The organism is Nostoc sp., from assembly GCF_036917515.1.
Taxonomy (GTDB): domain Bacteria; phylum Cyanobacteriota; class Cyanobacteriia; order Cyanobacteriales; family Nostocaceae; genus Nostoc.
Genome location: NZ_JBALDE010000202.1, coordinates 1 through 15,139, shown reverse-complemented (window position 1 = coordinate 15,139; position 15,139 = coordinate 1). Strand labels below are relative to the sequence as shown.

General features: G+C 42.9%; 15 protein-coding genes and 1 pseudogene. 6 read left to right on the top strand and 10 right to left on the bottom strand.

From position 1 onward, the window contains the following. Positions 1-80: 80 nt before the first annotated feature. Both V7K89_RS26710 and V7K89_RS26705 read right to left on the bottom strand, forming a co-directional pair. A complete protein-coding gene (locus V7K89_RS26710) occupies positions 81-347 on the bottom strand; it encodes a hypothetical protein (RefSeq protein WP_335192595.1) in 267 nt (88 codons plus the stop codon). Between the two features lie 112 nt (positions 348-459). Further along, positions 460-3,177 (bottom strand): HD family phosphohydrolase, encoded by a 2,718-nt coding sequence (locus V7K89_RS26705; protein ID WP_335192593.1) that lies wholly within the window; start codon positions 3,175-3,177, stop codon positions 460-462. Between V7K89_RS26705 and V7K89_RS26700 the strand changes: the two genes are divergently transcribed. Beyond that, positions 3,108-3,299 carry a hypothetical protein gene (locus V7K89_RS26700; protein WP_335192597.1) on the top strand — a complete coding sequence of 64 codons (192 nt, stop codon included), beginning with the start codon at positions 3,108-3,110 and terminating at the stop codon, positions 3,297-3,299. The two genes, V7K89_RS26705 and V7K89_RS26700, sit on opposite strands and share 70 nt — an antisense overlap. 108 nt (positions 3,300-3,407) lie before the next feature. Here the strand turns inward: V7K89_RS26700 and V7K89_RS26695 are convergent, their stop codons facing one another. The 4 genes from V7K89_RS26695 to topA form a co-directional block, all read right to left on the bottom strand. Further along, positions 3,408-4,349, bottom strand: coding sequence for an ADP-ribosylglycohydrolase family protein (locus V7K89_RS26695; RefSeq protein ID WP_335192590.1), 942 nt, complete (start codon positions 4,347-4,349; stop codon positions 3,408-3,410). A gap of 93 nt (positions 4,350-4,442) precedes the next feature. Beyond that, positions 4,443-4,898, bottom strand: a complete 456-nt coding sequence (gene aroQ, locus V7K89_RS26690; RefSeq protein WP_442941769.1) for a type II 3-dehydroquinate dehydratase — start codon at positions 4,896-4,898, stop codon at positions 4,443-4,445. A 17-nt stretch (positions 4,899-4,915) separates the two neighbouring features. Beyond that, positions 4,916-5,056 (bottom strand): hypothetical protein, encoded by a 141-nt coding sequence (locus V7K89_RS26685; RefSeq protein WP_012410890.1) that lies wholly within the window; start codon positions 5,054-5,056, stop codon positions 4,916-4,918. A 546-nt stretch (positions 5,057-5,602) separates the two neighbouring features. Further along, positions 5,603-8,254 carry a type I DNA topoisomerase gene (topA, locus tag V7K89_RS26680; protein WP_335192586.1) on the bottom strand — a complete coding sequence of 884 codons (2,652 nt, stop codon included), beginning with the start codon at positions 8,252-8,254 and terminating at the stop codon, positions 5,603-5,605. A gap of 433 nt (positions 8,255-8,687) precedes the next feature. Here topA and V7K89_RS26675 point away from each other — a divergent pair, with 433 nt between their 5' ends. Next, positions 8,688-8,981 (top strand): hypothetical protein, encoded by a 294-nt coding sequence (locus tag V7K89_RS26675; protein ID WP_335192584.1) that lies wholly within the window; start codon positions 8,688-8,690, stop codon positions 8,979-8,981. Between the two features lie 127 nt (positions 8,982-9,108). Continuing rightward, positions 9,109-9,351 (top strand): hypothetical protein, encoded by a 243-nt coding sequence (locus V7K89_RS26670; RefSeq protein WP_335192582.1) that lies wholly within the window; start codon positions 9,109-9,111, stop codon positions 9,349-9,351. 235 nt (positions 9,352-9,586) lie between these two features. Here V7K89_RS26670 and V7K89_RS36125 read toward each other — a convergent pair. The 3 genes and pseudogenes from V7K89_RS36125 to V7K89_RS26660 all read right to left on the bottom strand — a co-directional run. Then, positions 9,587-9,757, bottom strand: a pseudogene (locus V7K89_RS36125) (IS4 family transposase); the annotation flags it as partial. Between the two features lie 40 nt (positions 9,758-9,797). Next, a complete protein-coding gene (locus tag V7K89_RS36120; RefSeq protein WP_442941768.1) occupies positions 9,798-9,959 on the bottom strand; it encodes a hypothetical protein in 162 nt (53 codons plus the stop codon). 199 nt (positions 9,960-10,158) lie between these two features. Then, complete coding sequence (locus tag V7K89_RS26660) at positions 10,159-10,737, bottom strand: Uma2 family endonuclease (RefSeq protein ID WP_335192580.1); 579 nt, start codon at positions 10,735-10,737, stop codon at positions 10,159-10,161. Positions 10,738-10,917: 180 nt separating this feature from the next. Here V7K89_RS26660 and V7K89_RS26655 point away from each other — a divergent pair, with 180 nt between their 5' ends. Continuing rightward, positions 10,918-11,181 (top strand): hypothetical protein, encoded by a 264-nt coding sequence (locus V7K89_RS26655; RefSeq protein WP_335192578.1) that lies wholly within the window; start codon positions 10,918-10,920, stop codon positions 11,179-11,181. Positions 11,182-11,385: 204 nt separating this feature from the next. On the opposite strand, the gene dnaA is transcribed toward V7K89_RS26655, so the two are convergent. Further along, on the bottom strand, positions 11,386-12,768 hold the full coding sequence (gene dnaA / locus V7K89_RS26650; RefSeq protein WP_335192576.1) for a chromosomal replication initiator protein DnaA: 1,383 nt from the start codon (positions 12,766-12,768) through the stop codon (positions 11,386-11,388). Positions 12,769-12,932: 164 nt separating this feature from the next. Here dnaA and V7K89_RS26645 point away from each other — a divergent pair, with 164 nt between their 5' ends. Together V7K89_RS26645 and def are read left to right on the top strand one after the other, a co-directional pair. Then, entirely contained in the window at positions 12,933-14,177 is a 1,245-nt protein-coding gene (locus tag V7K89_RS26645; protein WP_335192574.1) for an HhoA/HhoB/HtrA family serine endopeptidase, read from the top strand. Between the two features lie 305 nt (positions 14,178-14,482). Continuing rightward, positions 14,483-15,013, top strand: a complete 531-nt coding sequence (gene def / locus V7K89_RS26640) for a peptide deformylase (protein WP_322702138.1) — start codon at positions 14,483-14,485, stop codon at positions 15,011-15,013. Positions 15,014-15,139: the final 126 nt, after the last annotated feature.

The window sequence follows — 15,139 nt, the reverse complement described above, 5'->3', positions numbered from 1 at the left end:
TTTAATTTCTAGCTGATATATCCCTGACATTGTTCATCCTTCATCTGGTTTATTCTTATTCTCTCATCTGTAGTCCAATTTTAGAGAATTGGTATAAAGACCAAACTCCAAGCTTGGAACAGCAAATTTCCAGTTCCAAACATCAAACTCCAAGCTTGGAACAGCAAACTTTTAGTTCCAAACATCAAACTCCAAGCTTGGAACAGCAAACTTCCAGTTCCAAACACCAAACTCCAAGTTTGGAACACTAAACTTATTGTGGTATAGCAGGAGGCAGGAGGCAGGAGGCAGAAGGCAGCTATACCGAAGGTAAAACTATTACTGTTCCTAGCATTCACACCTGTCATTATGTCCTAACCTCTGTGACTACGGCTATATAAGCTCAGAATATGGAACATGTTTTCGAAAAGAACGCTACAGAATAAGTTTGGCAACCCAGATTAAACCTAAATTTCTTAATTACAAATTCCGTACAGCACCACTAGCCTTCAACTTCGGATAAGCAATCCGTTTGTGATGAAATTGCTGCCAAACATCCACAAATATCTGGGCAATTTGTGACATTTCTTCTCGTGTTAGTCCTGAATCTACGAGTTGATTCTCTTGCCATTTGGCACGTAGAATATTATTGAGCATTGTTAAAGCTTGTTCAGTGGAGACATCTTTGAGCGATCGCTTCTCTCCCACAGATTTAGCCGATACTTGCAGCGATCGCAGCGCTGCTTCGCAAGAATCTGCTAACATGACAATTCCAGTTTCCCGTGATTGAGGAATTGGGCCATCGTAGCGAAAATCTGCGTCGTCTACAGTTAAACTTGGATCTGACTGAGCCATTTGCTGGGCTTGGTGATGGAAATAAGCAATTAGCATCGTTCCTTGATGTTCTGGAATAAAAGCTTGAATTGCCGTAGGTAAAAGGTGTTTGCGCGCCATCACCAACCCTTCAGTTACGTGCTTTTTAATAATTTCTGCACTCTTCCAAGGATCTTTAATCTCTGTATCGTGTTTATTCGGCCCCCCCATTTGATTTTCAATAAAGCCAAGAGGGTCGTGCATTTTACCAATATCGTGATATAGTGTTCCAGCCCTGACTAGTTCAACATTGCATCCTAATTCTTTGGCAGCAGCTTCCGCAAGAGTAGCCACAAGTAAGGTATGTTGAAAAGTTCCTGGAGTTTCAGTAGCGAGTCGTTTTAATAAAGGGCGATTAGGGTTCGCCAGTTCTGCTAGGCGAATTGGGGTAACTAAATCAAAAACTTTTTCTAGATAAGGACTCAAACCCAAGGCGATAACACTCCAGCCTAAGCCAGATAAAGCAAATAATCCCGCTTCTTGGAAGACAATATACCAGGTTGAACCAAATACTTGACCAATTAAGATTTTAACAATCAGGTAAATGCCACCCTGAGTTAAGGCGATCGCAACACCCAATAATGCCAACTCTTCACGTGATCGCAATCGTTGGGCTATATAACTACCTAATATTCCTCCCCCAACACCAGCCAAAAGCGCAGCCTTGCTCATATCCAAGCTAATGCCTAATATCGGCCACAGCAGGCCGACAACTGTCAACCCTAAAGTTGGGCCGTAAAAGCTTCCCAACAATAAACCAAGGGCGCTCCAGGTGGTATAAGGCAATCCGATCGTAATCACTCCTGGCACACTCAGAGTTAGCAATAACACCAATAGGCGATCGCGTTGTCGCAATTCGTAATCAATATGGCGTTCTACCCAGACAAAAATACCAATAGCGATCGCAATAACGCCTCCTAATTTCACCAACTCCTGCCACTTTACCTCCCGGCGAATCAGGTGATAATGCTCCAGTACCTCAAAGTTCCATGCAGTAATCTGCTCTCCTTTTTTGACAATCACCTCACCATGCCGTACCTTCACCATCACGGGTGGCACATCAGCCGCAGCCTTTTGAGCATTTTGTTTGGTTTGTTCTTCATCTTTTTGCAGATTCGGCTTGAGTACAGCTAACAACAGGTTTTTTGCCAAAGTTTCAGCGGATTCTGGTACAAAGGTCTTTAATTGTAAACTCACCGCATCTTGCAAGATATTTTTTGGCAGTCCCTGTGGAATGCCTTGGGTGAGAATCCGCTCTAGACTTTGATGGATTCCTATTTGTGTTTTTTCCCATTCCACATCTGATAAATTCAAAAGTAGAGATTCTTCATATACTGCTTCGGGGCTAACAGTCTCTAACTTTATAAGTTTGGCAGTGGCTTGGATGTATCTGTGACGTGTTTGGGAAATTTTGGCAATCAGTAAGGACAAGCTTTTCTCAGAAGTTGTCAGACGGTAAGATTCTAGTTCTGCTACTCCTTGAGTAAAATCAGTGTTTTGAGAAAAATCTACTGGCTCTGTCTTTTCTTGACTCTGGGAATCAGATTTGGATGTGATGCGCGGCTGGCGTTTTTGATTGGGTGCAGTTATGGATGATTGCCGGGATGAAGCGGTGGTTTGTCTGATTCGCTTCTGCTGCTGATTTTTACTATTTTCTATAGCCGATAGCAGTGCTTGCCATTGCAACTCAGAACAAGAGCGGAGATAACGTTGGGTAGAGATGGATAAAACTACAGGATCAAAAAAAGGAAAAGCTCCAACAACAGCGCGAATTTCGTTGCCATCATCTAGAAGTTGTTGCAAATTTTCGTTGATTTTTTCGTTGATTCGCGTATCAAGCATCAACACTTGTAAGGAGCTTGTGCTGACAGCTTTGCGCTCGGCTTCGGTTTTTTTCTGATCTTCGATGCTAGCTATGTAAGGTGCTGTAATCGTTTGGGGCGCGGGATGTCCTATTTGGAGTTGAGTCTGATTGTATAATTTATGTCCAATAATACCTGTAAGAGACAGTACAGCGATCGCCAAAATCACCGAGTAACGCTGTTTATATACCCAATTTAAAGCGACTACATAAATGCTACTCTTAATTTTGACAGATTTTGCCTTTGACCTTAGCGCTCTTTCTTGTTTTCGGCGTTCGCTTTTCTCATTGGTTTTTGATAAAAACAAGAATACATTCTTAAGCATAGTCCTTAGAAGTTCCCTTCTATGGGTTTTACCTTTGGGACTTCTCATTAACTTTCCCTTACGGCGTAGTGTTTTGTACTGTCGCCGCCAGTGAGTCAATTGCTGGTTCAAGAACTGCAAAAATTTATGCATTTTCATTATCTCTACCTGCAATTGCCGACTTTGATAGTTCAAAAAAAAGACAATCATCAGGAAAGTTTGATCTGCGGCGGCTGCAACTCGGTGGTAGGGGCTTTTTTATTGCTGATTTGCCACAATAGCTAGCTACAGAATCAGTCCGAGGGTTTACTGAAAAATTTTAGTATATGAGATTAATATACTTTCGCGAAAGTTTGCCTACCTTTAACCCCTTATCTAGTTAATTAAGATTAACGCGACCGAATAACGCGAGGAGCTGCGTAAATTGAAAGCAAAGCCACCTCACATTCCTCCTCTGTTAACTCTTTTGGGTTTAAGGTAAGATTATACACTCCTGACCACACCGCCACAAATGTATCGCTCAATTCTAACATTTGGGAAAAGCTAGTTAGTCCCCATGCTGGAGAATTCCTCTGCAAGAGCAATTGCCAATTTACGGGAATTCCGCCTATACCGTTGTATGCTCCCGACAAAGCACCAGCAATTGCACCTGTAGTCTGTAAGCTTACAAACGTAGCATCTTGCATTTGAAAATTGTGATTGTGAGTAGCCTGTAAAAGTGTCAGGCGAAAGTCTTCTAACGTACTCAAAAAGCAGTAGAATGCCATAGCAATAGTGTTACTAAGTTTTTCTTCCTTAGCAAACTCAGCTTGCGTCGTTGATAATCCTGCCCCTTGCTCTAATAAATTCTGGACTCTTAATAATTTTTTTGGTATTGATGTCGGTGTTTCTCCGATAAAAGAAATTGTTTGTGAGATAAGAGTTAGAGGGTCGAGTTTTTCAGTTAAGGCAAGAGCGATTACATATCCTACTGCTAGCGTTCCATCCCTGATTACTGGGTCATCCTCCCAGATTTTCAGCACATGCAGCAAATTTTGTCGTAGCTTGATCGGATTTTCGTGAAAAAAGAGTGCTACTGGTAATGTGGCAATAATTATTTTTATCGAGATGTCATCAGTTACTACTAAATGAGGAGATTCTTCTTGCTGACGTTCTATCCAATCATCTAAATCTAATCTACCCAACGCAATCAAACTCTGGATACCCAGAATCGCCATTTTGCCTAAATCTAGGTAACTCTCAAACTGTACTTTATTACCAGAGACTAAACTTCCTCCTAGGAATGCTCCAAGTAAAGTTCCTTTAAACCGACTTATAGGAGAGTAACGCATAAATTCTGTAGTTAGAAGTCAGGAGCGAGGAATCAATAAAAGATTGCTAATTTCTAACTTTACTAGCAACGACCAATTCCTAACTTCTAACTTCTAACTTCTAACTCTTAAATGATCTATCAAAGCTTGTAAGCCCAATAAGTAACTTTGAACGCCAAAACCACTTATTTGCCCGATCGCAACTGGGGCAATGTACGAATGATGACGAAATTCTTCCCGACGGTAAATATTACTCAGATGTACTTCCACTGTGGGCAAATTAACAGCAGCGATCGCATCCCGCAAGCCCACGCTTGTGTGGGTATAAGCTCCTGCATTAATTAGAATTCCCTGATGTTGTCCGAAAGCGGCATGAATAGCATCTACCAAAATTCCTTCATGATTTGACTGTAAAGGAAAAACTTTCGCCTGTAATTTGAATGCTTCTTCTTCTAACAGGCGGTTAATTTCAGCTAGAGTCAACGAGCCATAAATTCCTGGTTCTCGCTGTCCTAGCAAATTTAAATTTGGCCCGTGCAGTGCCAGAATACTTAAGGGTTGTAAGGTCAGATTCACCACTGTTGGGATTAGTGGCGACGGCGTGAGCGATCATTCACAGGAATCGGAATCAGTTCCGGTTCCGGTTCAGCCTCTGGCCCTAATAGGCTTTCGATTAGCCTACGAGCTAATTCCTTAAGCTTTTCCAGCACCTTTTCTATATAGTCCATGAACTGACCGCTCCTGAGATACTACCTCAATTTTTGATTAACAGGTACGCAGAAAATGACATACTTTCGCACCTCTGGCTTCTAACCGGACTGATACACAATCCCGTATATGGGATATAAGCCACTTCTAAAATTTAGCGTTGTGTTTTCCCTTACTTTTTAGAGTATCACACTTGAACCTATTGAACTGTATCCTATCAAGGATGGATATCAAGGGTCAAGAGTTAAAAATAGGACTTTAGATAGACTATTGAGTACAAATGAGTAGGAATTTTAGATTTTAGATTTTGGATTAAGAGAATTTTAGGGTTCATACCTTGCCCATTTTGGGCGAAATAAATCTAAAATCTCAAAGACGCTCCTTCTCCCAAGGGGAGACGCTTACGCGAACGTCGCTAACGCTACGCTATCGTAAATCTAAAATCTAAAATTGTTTGACTTCCCACTAGTACAGCTTGGCGAAAATAGACATACCATTTCAAATGGCGCAAGAGCTTGGAATATAATTATGCGTGACTTTTTACTTTTGACTTCCGCCTTGTGGTACTAGCCTTCTGTGCCCTTTTTTTTTGCAGCAGTTGTTGATGATTTAGCAGTTGATTTAGATTTGGAACTCGTTGATTTACTCGTTTTGCGAGTCGATTTCCCGGTTGATGTCTTAGCTGCCAACAAGTTCAGCGCCGCCACCAGGGTTACATCTTCTACCGTTTGACCTTCTGGGATACTTACATTAGTTTTGCCATGCTTGATGTAAGGACCATAGGGGCCATCGTAGATGTTAATTGTTTCCCCGTCCTCTGGATGTGTACCCAATTCGCGTAAGGCTGCTTTGGACTTGCTGTTGGTGGAACTGCGTCCCTTTTTTGGTTCGGATAACAATTCTAATGCACGTTCTAAGTTAATTGTCAACACATTATCAGCAACTTTTAGAGAGCGGTAGTCTTTCCCCTCCTTACCCTGGTCATGAACCACATAAGGGCCAAAGCGTCCCAAACTTGCTTGGATTTTGCCGCCAGTTACTGGATGAACCCCTAACGTCCGGGGTAGTGCCAACAGACCAACAGCCATTTCCAAGGTAACGGTTTCTGGGGTGACACCTTTGAGTAGGGAGGCTTGTTTCGGTTTGGGGTTTTCGTCGGTTTTGTCACCTAATTGCACATAAGGCCCGTAAGCACCAATTTTCACATAAATTGGTTCGCCAGTTTCAGGATGGCGACCTACCTGGTCAGGACCAGTCGTCTTTTGCCGCAGTAATACTTCTACCTGTTTGGGGTCGAGGTCAGCTGGCGTTAGGTCTTTGGGAATTGAGGCGGTGATAACTCCCTCACCATTTTCGACTTCAATGTATGGGCCATATTTCCCAATGCGGACTTTGGCATCTAGATTTTCCAGTTCTACAGTCCTAGCTTTGGTGGCATCAATTTGACTTTCCTGCTCTTTTACCAGTGTTTCCAGCCCTTTGTCTCCCAGATAGAAGTGCTGCAAGTAGGGTAGCCATTTTGCTTCACCTGTGGCAATATCATCAAGGGTTTGCTCCATCTTCGAGGTAAAACTAGGATCGACAACGTCCGGGAAATGTTTTTCCAGCAAGTCGGTGACGGCGAAAGCGGTGAAAGTGGGAATGAGAGCGTTAGTCACTAAATGGGCATAACCCTTGTCGATGATTGTGCCAATGATGCTGGCGTAGGTACTGGGACGACCAATACCTTCGCTTTCTAAAGTTTTCACCAAAGAAGCTTCGGTGTACCTAGCTGGCGGTTGGGTTTCGTGCCCAACTGCTTCTAGTTCTATACAATTAGGATGATCGCCTACTTTTAGATTCGGCAAAATTACTTCCTGGTCTTCCAAGGCTGCTTCCGGGTCGTCTGAACCTTCAACGTAGGCACGTAAGTATCCGGGAAATTCAATCCGTTTGCCAGAAGAACGAAATCCAGCGTCCTCGACTTGCAATTGTACGGTAATTTGAGTTTGGCGAGAATCAGCCATTTGACAGGCGACAGTCCGCTTCCAAATCAAATCGTAAACGGCAAGTTCCCGACCGCCCAAACCAGTTTCTTGGGGAGTGCGGAAGCTGCTACCTGCTGGACGAATTGCTTCGTGCGCCTCTTGTGCGCCTTTGGATTTGGTAGTGTACTGCCGGGGTTGGGGACTGAGGTATTGTTGACCGTAAAGCTTTTCTACACAACTCCGAGCAGCTGCGATCGCTTGATCTGACAAATGTACCGAATCTGTCCGCATATAGGTAATATACCCTTGCTCGTACAAATTCTGGGCGACGCGCATCGTGTCACGGGCTGAGAGGCGCAGTTTCCGGTTAGATTCTTGTTGCAACGTCGAGGTGGTGAACGGTGGCGACGGTTTGCGCGTCACAGGGCGTTCTTCGATGTCGTTAACATTCCAGGTTTTCCCAGTTAGGCGTTCTTTGAGCGCTACCGCTTGTTCTTCGTTGAGTAACAAGACATTGCGACCTGCAATAATTTGTCCGGTCGCGGCGTCAAAATCGCTGCCATTAGCAATTTTGGTTCCTCCCAATGTTACCAACTGGGCGCCAAAGGGGGTTTTTTCCTTTGACAAACTAGCTTTCAAATCCCAGTACGTACCCTCATGAAAAGCGCGGCGTTGGCGTTCCCTGGTGACCAAAAGTCGCACGGCTACAGATTGCACTCGCCCAGCAGATAATCCCCAGGCGATTTTTTTCCATAGCAGGGGAGACAAGGTATAGCCCACGAGTCGATCTAAAATCCGCCGGGTTTCTTGGGCACGAACCAACTGCTCATCAATATTGCGGCAGTTTTTCAGAGCTTTTTTGATCGCGTCTTGGGTAATTTCGTGAAACACCATCCGCTTAGTCGGAACTTTTGGCTTCAGCAATTGGTATAAATGCCAACTAATGCTTTCACCTTCCCGGTCTTCGTCCGTTGCCAGAATCAGTTCATCTACATCCTTGAGGGCATCTTTCAGCTGGGTGACAATTTTCTTTTTGTCTTTCGGGACAACATATACCGGTTCAAAGTCGGCGTCCACATTTACCCCTAGCTGCGCCCATGTTTCCCCCTTGACGGCAGCGGGAATTTCACTAGCCGACTGGGGAAGGTCACGCACATGACCCATAGACGCCTCCACCCGATAGCCTGATGGCAGGTAGTTGCGAATGGTACGAGCTTTGGTTGGAGATTCGACAATGACGAGAGTTGACATGGAAATTTCAAAAAAAAGAATAGCTGCTAAGCTAAACAGTCAAATTGAGGTAATTTTTGCAAATTGTCAAGATCAAAGGTCACGCTTAGGGCGGTGATTTAATCCTCACATAAACTGCCTGCTTGGGAGAAAATCTGCTGAACTTATGGCCCAGTCTGTCCCAGAGGATAAATGAGGGTATGCTGGGTCTGAATTTCCAGCTATTTCAATCTTTAACTTATCTAACGCATAATTGGCGACTACAGTTTTAAAAATATGTCAATTGGGGAATGGGGAGCAGGGGAGCAGAGGAGAAGTAAGTTGCAGTAAGTTTTTCCTCTGTGCCCCTTTTCAATGCCTAATGCCCTACTTTAATAGAGTTTGTGCCAAAATTAAATCAAACTTGAGAGCAAAAGCGAAGTGGGATTTGTACTCATGTCACGAAAGCAAAACCATGCAACCAATTCGTCAGGGTGATGTTATCTTACTACCTGTGCAGCAGGTTGAAGCGCAAAAAATACCTCATTTAACTTTGGCAAAAGGCAAAGTTACGGGTCATAAACATCGTCTTACTGAGGGTAAGGCGGAATTATCTGAAAAAGATGGTACAAGTTATTTACGTGTTTTTTCAGAGTCGGTATTGCTAGCTCATGAGGAGCATAAAGCTATTTCTATTCCCCAAGGTGACTGGATGGTGAAAATTCAGCGAGAATATCAGCCTGAAGGTTGGCGTTATGTCGCTGATTGAAAAGTTAATGCCTGAGCAAAAGGCTTTGATTCCAGTTTATCGAGAGAAGTAGAGAGCGATCGCGCTTTCAACTGAGCGGATTGATCGTGAAAAAGCGGCGGAAGCGGTGAAATTAGTCTATGCAGCTATGCAAGAAGAAGATCCTGAAATTATTTTTGTAGATAGTCTTTATGGGGCAATGAAATGTGTGAATCAATTAGATAGACCGTCTGGCTATACACTATTGGAAGAAATATGTGATTTGCGTCAAGACTTTGAGAATCAACATGATTTTCATACACAATTTAGTAGCCAACTGAGCAGCAAACTTGGAATGGAATTCGACGAGTTTGAAAAAGAAATTTTCAGTCTTTACATGATCCCAGATTAAATGGGCGGTGATCCTGATGAGTGGGACTCAGCGCCTGACTTAATTCAACCTATAGAATGGATTCGTTGCTTCTTTATTGGTTATGACTTTTATTTTTCCGTCCTCAGCTTTTCTCACAATCAAGAAATATGGCAAGCACTTGAATCTTTATTAAAATATTGTGGTAGGGTTTTACCTTATAAAAATATTTGTATAGTATGCTATGCGATCGCCTAAATACATAACTAGCAACTTGGGTTAAGATTTGCGGATCGAGTACATTTGTCAGATAGTAATACCAAGTCGAACCCCATAAAACAGAAACCAAGTGAACATAGCGCTGACAAGGGTTAGAGCGGTACTCTCCCATCTGAATAATTTCATCACGGTAAAATTGGGCAGAGGTCAAACAACGGATAATTTTTGGCAGTGTGAGTAACCGTTTTAAAACTGCTTGGGCACTGACTTCAATTTGATCCACCCATAACAATCCCAATGCGTGACAATACCCTTTGCATTTCTCTTAATCCTGGAATCTGACGATAAACTAAACTCACAACAATCGCGATCATCCGTGGTGGGTCGTGGGGCGGCGCTCTGTGGGTCTGCCGTTCGGCGGGTCGCGGCAAATTCTCGCGTGTTTATAGGTACATCAACGTGGGTTTTCGGGTTGTGGTTGCTGATCCCCTCAGGACTTAGTAGCTCGTTGCACTTCGCTCTTTTGCACTCTTCGCTTTTTTCTTTTCCCTTCTTCTCTTCTTTCTGTCGTGCTCTACGCATTAATGCTCAGAGTCAGTCAATATTACTGCATTGTTGCATAATTGGATTTTAGACTTGTCCAGCCGTTAATACTTGGACTGCGGTCACATCCAGCATTGGAAAAGTCGCTGACTTAATAATGTCTGTTCCCTGAAATACAGTTTCTTCATACAGTCCATCTACCAGAATCAACTGGGTAATTTGGGCTTTCTGGGCATCAACAATCCAATATTCAGAGATACCTCGTGCAGCATACTCAGAACGCTTGTAGCGGTAGTCTCTATCCTCATTTACCTTCCCAGGAGAGACGACCTCAACCACTAATATTGGAGAAGGCATATCTGGAGTGATTGTCGCTCGTCCGCCTGCGATCGCTTCTAGTAACTCTTGTGTCAATATCATTAAATCAGGTAGCCGTACACGAGTCCGGTTGCCTATGACCACGAGTTCTGTATCTTTATGCCGAATGAGTTGAATCGGGACAAACTTGAGAAACTGTGACAGTAGATAGAGAGAAATCAAGTTATTCCTATCGCTTTCCGGTGGCATTTCAACCAACTCTCCATCCACAAGTTCATAGCGAACATCTGTGCCATCATCATAGACAAGATACTCGTTCAGAGTGAGTTTTTTGATTGCTGTGTCCATAAACTTTTTACTTAATCATCACTCTAAACATAGATTTTACCTTTTTGTGATGAGCTACGTTCCACATTTTGGTGATGGTGTTTTGCCACGTCCTAGCTACTGCTTGTTTTAGTGCTCGTTTTTACAATTGGGCTGATTCTCTGAAGTTACTGTCTGTTGCTCATAATATAGCAATCTTAGATGATTTGTAAGAAAATTCACCCTCCGGCTGTCGCCGTCCCCTTGATGCCTTGGGGAGCCAGTGCGTTGGGCGGCTCTCTGCCGACTTACACCCCTGCTCTTAAGCAAGTTAGCAAGAGCGTCTTTGATAGGAGAAGCATCTGGGGTGACAGAGGGTATCGACAGTACAAAATTCTCATGAATGATTTAGGATTGCTATATATTGTCAAATTGATATTAGGCAAGTTGACTATCTGTGGAAAACTTGTGGAAAAACTCAGGTAATTTTCCACAAGGTAATTATACTTAACTAAGTTTTACTAGCAAAATATCAAGTTTTCCACAGTTTTTTCCACAAAAAATAAGATTTTTCTACAAGCTAAGTTAAATTTAATCAATTTTTATACGTTAGTTAATATTCTCGACTAATTATTCAGCCAACCAGGCTAATTATTACAATGCTGCTTGTGGAAAACTTAAAAGACATCTTCAGGATGGTTTTTGAGAACGGCTGTTCATATTGATGCGATCGCTCAATTCCCGTAGAGTTTGTACTAAGGTGCGATCGCTCTCTTGAAGTTGAGTAATTTTATCGCAACTATAGATTACCGTTGTATGGTCTTTACCACCAAACTCCTCACCAATTCTCGGTAAACTCAAAGCCGTGTGTTGGCGCATGAGATACATTCCTAATTGACGCGCCCAGCTAATCTCTCTTCGTCGCGAGTTACCTTTGAGGTCGTCTATTGAAACATCAAAATTATCTGCCACCACCTTTAAAATTGCTTCTGGAGTAGCTGCCATTTTTTCGTTAGGCGGTTCTAAAACTGGTGTGATATTTTCCACTGTCATCGGTAAATCCCAAATAGAAATATAAGCCACCGCCCGAATTAAAGCTCCTTCTAATTCTCGAATATTAGAAGTATAGTTAGAAGCAATATACTCAATCACATCGCGGGGAAGACTAATATTTTCATCCTCAGCTTTTTTCTGCAAAATTGCCATTCTCGTTTCTAAATCCGGCTTTTGGATATCTGCAATTAATCCCATAGAAAACCGAGAACAAAGACGTTCTTGCAAGCTAGGAATTTGGTTAGGCGGACGGTCGGAAGCAATGACAACTTGTTTACCAGCTTCATGTAGAGTATTGAAAGTATAAAAGAATTCTTCTTGGGTGTATTCCTTCCCTTCAAGAAACTGGATATCATCAACTAATAAAACATCAGCTGCTCGGTAATGTTCTCGGAAACTTTGCATACTATCCTTACGAATTGCTGTAATTAAATCATTAGTAAACTGCTCAGTAGAAACATAAAATATTTTACAATCAGGATAAATTGCACAGCGATAATGACCAATAGCTTGCATCAGATGAGTTTTACCTAAACCTACACCACCGCATAAAAATAAAGGATTAAACTCTTTACCCGGAGATTCTGCAACTGCCAAAGAAGCAGCATGAGCCATGCGATTGTTGGCACCAACTACAAACCGCGAAAAGACATATTTAGAGTTTAAGTCAGTAGTTTTATGATTGTGATTAGTAACAGCTTCAGAAATACTGCTGGAATTTGGTGATTCCCAAGCAATCTCTCGTTCACTAAAATGAGAAACTTCATCACCTTGAGCAACCGTGATGTAAATTCCCACGGGATGACCAAGAATATCTTGTACTACATGAGCAATGGTATTGATGTAATACTTCTGTAACCAATTACGAGCAAATGGGTTAGGAGTGCGGATAACCAAGCAATTATTTTCTAATCGCTCTGCACTAGCAGTTTTGATCCAAGTTTCAAAGGTAGGTCGGGATAGTTCAAGCTTTAGGCGCTCTAGTACCTGACTCCACAGACTTTCTATGGGAATTTCCATTATCCACCACCTTTGCTGCTAATCGTCACAATAGAAGAGAAAGCACTAATTTAGCATTGAGACACGCTAGACCTAAAATAAGCTTTTAAGTTGTAATCATTTTGGGACATACCCAGTAGGCAAGATCCTAACATCCACTGACTGACACGGAGAAGCAACGACAGATGAAGATAACAAACCATCACTCAGCGCCCAAAAAGATTGAAACCAGGGGCTTACCCTATAGGTTGTGGATGCTCTCATACGGGGTAGCAGTGGTGTTCTTGGGGAGCTGCTCTCTTCTACCTGCTAAGACCTTTGATACTCAGCAAGGTGATACTCAAGCCCAAAAAACAACAGAATCTAATCCAGTAATTGCCCCCCCGCCGATTTTTTCTTCGTCTGGAGATCCTAATTTTGTGGTGAAAGTAGTGCAACAGGTGGGACCTGCGGTAGTTCGCATTGATTCTTCTCGAACAATCACTTCTCGCGTACCGGATGAATTTAGCAACGATCCATTTTTCCGGCGGTTTTTTGGAGAGGGAATCCCACAGCCTAGACAACGTATAGAGCGGGGTAGTGGCTCTGGATTTATTATTAATTCTTCTGGTCAAATTGTTACCAATGCCCATGTGGTAGATGGTGCTGATAGAGTCACTGTTATACTTAAAGATGGCCGGACTTTTGATGGGAAAGTTTTGGGTGAAGACCCAGTAACGGATGTGGCAACGATCAAAATCAATGCCAACAATCTGCCAACTCTATCTGTGGGTAACTCCGATGTCCTACAACCAGGAGAGGCTGTAATTGCCATTGGTAATCCATTAGGCTTGAATAATACCGTCACTTCTGGAATTATTAGTGCTACAGGGCGTTCTGGTAGCGATATTGGTGCTAGTGACAAGCGGGTTGATTACATCCAAACAGATGCTGCAATTAACCCTGGTAATTCCGGTGGCCCATTGCTCAATGCTCGCGGTCAGGTAGTTGCAATGAATACAGCAATTATCCGAGGCGCGCAAGGTTTGGGATTTGCTATACCCATTAACACTGTGCAAAGGATTGCTCAAGAATTAATTGCTACAGGCAAGGTGGATCATCCTTATTTGGGTGTTCAAATGGTGACATTGACACCAGAAAATAAAGAAAGAATCAAAAATGTCGCAAGCGATCGCTTAAATATTACAGCAGATGACGGCGTTTTGCTGGTTGAGATTGTGCCGCGATCGCCTGCATCTGTAGCTGGTTTACGAGTCGGTGATGTAATTAAAAGCATTAACAACCAGCCAGTTACTAAAATTGAAGAAGTACAAAAGCTAGTAGAACAGAGCAAAATCGGTACTAAATTACCAATAGAAGTGGAACGCAATGGGCAAACTGTCCAATTAGCAGTTCAACCTGCTCCTTTGCCCGTAAGACGTGAAGGATGATGTTTGTCACTTGTCATTTGTCATTTGTCATTGGTCATTTGAAAATAACTGACATACTCCACTCCCCCAATGACGCCACTTGCTCCACTTGGGGAGACCCCAAGACCCTTCGGGTTCGGCAGTCCCCCAGACGCTCGTTCGCTCTTAGCGTCTCCCCTTCTCCCAAAAAGAGAGGCTAACGCCAAGGGACAAGACTCGCTAACGCTGCGCTATCGACGGGAACCGCCAAGACGGGGGCTGCCTCACCCCAGTGGCTCCCCCATGCCCTGTTTGACCAATGCCCCATTACTTAAAGGAGCTTTATCATGACTGAATTAGCACCAATAATTCAATTAGGCAATCCAACATTGCGCCAAAAAGCTGCTTGGGTTGAGAATATTCAAGATGAGCAAATCCAAAAATTAATTGAAGACTTAATCGCCACTGTTGCCAAGGCTAACGGTGTGGGAATCGCTGCACCTCAAGTAGCACAATCCTATCGTTTATTTATTGTGGCTTCCCGTCCTAATGCAAGGTATCCTAATGCGCCAGAAATGGAACCTACTGCCATGATTAATCCCAAAATCATTGCTCATTCAACTGAAGTTGTCAAAGATTGGGAAGGTTGTTTAAGTGTTCCAGGAATTAGAGGGTTAGTTCCTCGGTATCAAGCTATTGAAGTGGAATACACTGACTCTCAAGGCAACTTACAAAAGCAAGAATTAACCGATTTTATCGCTCGGATTTTTCAACACGAATATGACCATCTCGACGGTATTGTATTTGTCGATCGCCTAGAGAATACTCTTGATATGATTACTGAGCAAGAATATCAACAACGAGTAGTTAATAAATAAATGGGAGTGGCGAGTCGGAAGTAGTGTATTAATTAACCTGAGTTCGGGATAAGGAAAGGAGCAGGTAGTAAGCTGAAAATAGCGTTAAATCCAGCACCTGCCCTATGTTTAGTTTAGAAGCATTAT

Coding starts and splice junctions, on each gene's coding strand:
- V7K89_RS26675 (WP_335192584.1), top strand. CDS start 8,688: ATGCAACCAATTCGTCAGGGTGATGTTATCTTACTACCTGTGCAGCAG.
- V7K89_RS26710 (WP_335192595.1), bottom strand. CDS start 347: ATGACAGGTGTGAATGCTAGGAACAGTAATAGTTTTACCTTCGGTATA.
- def (WP_322702138.1), top strand. CDS start 14,483: ATGACTGAATTAGCACCAATAATTCAATTAGGCAATCCAACATTGCGC.
- V7K89_RS26660 (WP_335192580.1), bottom strand. CDS start 10,737: ATGGACACAGCAATCAAAAAACTCACTCTGAACGAGTATCTTGTCTAT.
- V7K89_RS26670 (WP_335192582.1), top strand. CDS start 9,109: ATGCAAGAAGAAGATCCTGAAATTATTTTTGTAGATAGTCTTTATGGG.
- V7K89_RS26645 (WP_335192574.1), top strand. CDS start 12,933: ATGAAGATAACAAACCATCACTCAGCGCCCAAAAAGATTGAAACCAGG.
- V7K89_RS26655 (WP_335192578.1), top strand. CDS start 10,918: ATGATTTGTAAGAAAATTCACCCTCCGGCTGTCGCCGTCCCCTTGATG.
- V7K89_RS26685 (WP_012410890.1), bottom strand. CDS start 5,056: ATGGACTATATAGAAAAGGTGCTGGAAAAGCTTAAGGAATTAGCTCGT.
- V7K89_RS26705 (WP_335192593.1), bottom strand. CDS start 3,177: ATGAAAATGCATAAATTTTTGCAGTTCTTGAACCAGCAATTGACTCAC.
- V7K89_RS26695 (WP_335192590.1), bottom strand. CDS start 4,349: ATGCGTTACTCTCCTATAAGTCGGTTTAAAGGAACTTTACTTGGAGCA.
- dnaA (WP_335192576.1), bottom strand. CDS start 12,768: ATGGAAATTCCCATAGAAAGTCTGTGGAGTCAGGTACTAGAGCGCCTA.
- topA (WP_335192586.1), bottom strand. CDS start 8,254: ATGTCAACTCTCGTCATTGTCGAATCTCCAACCAAAGCTCGTACCATT.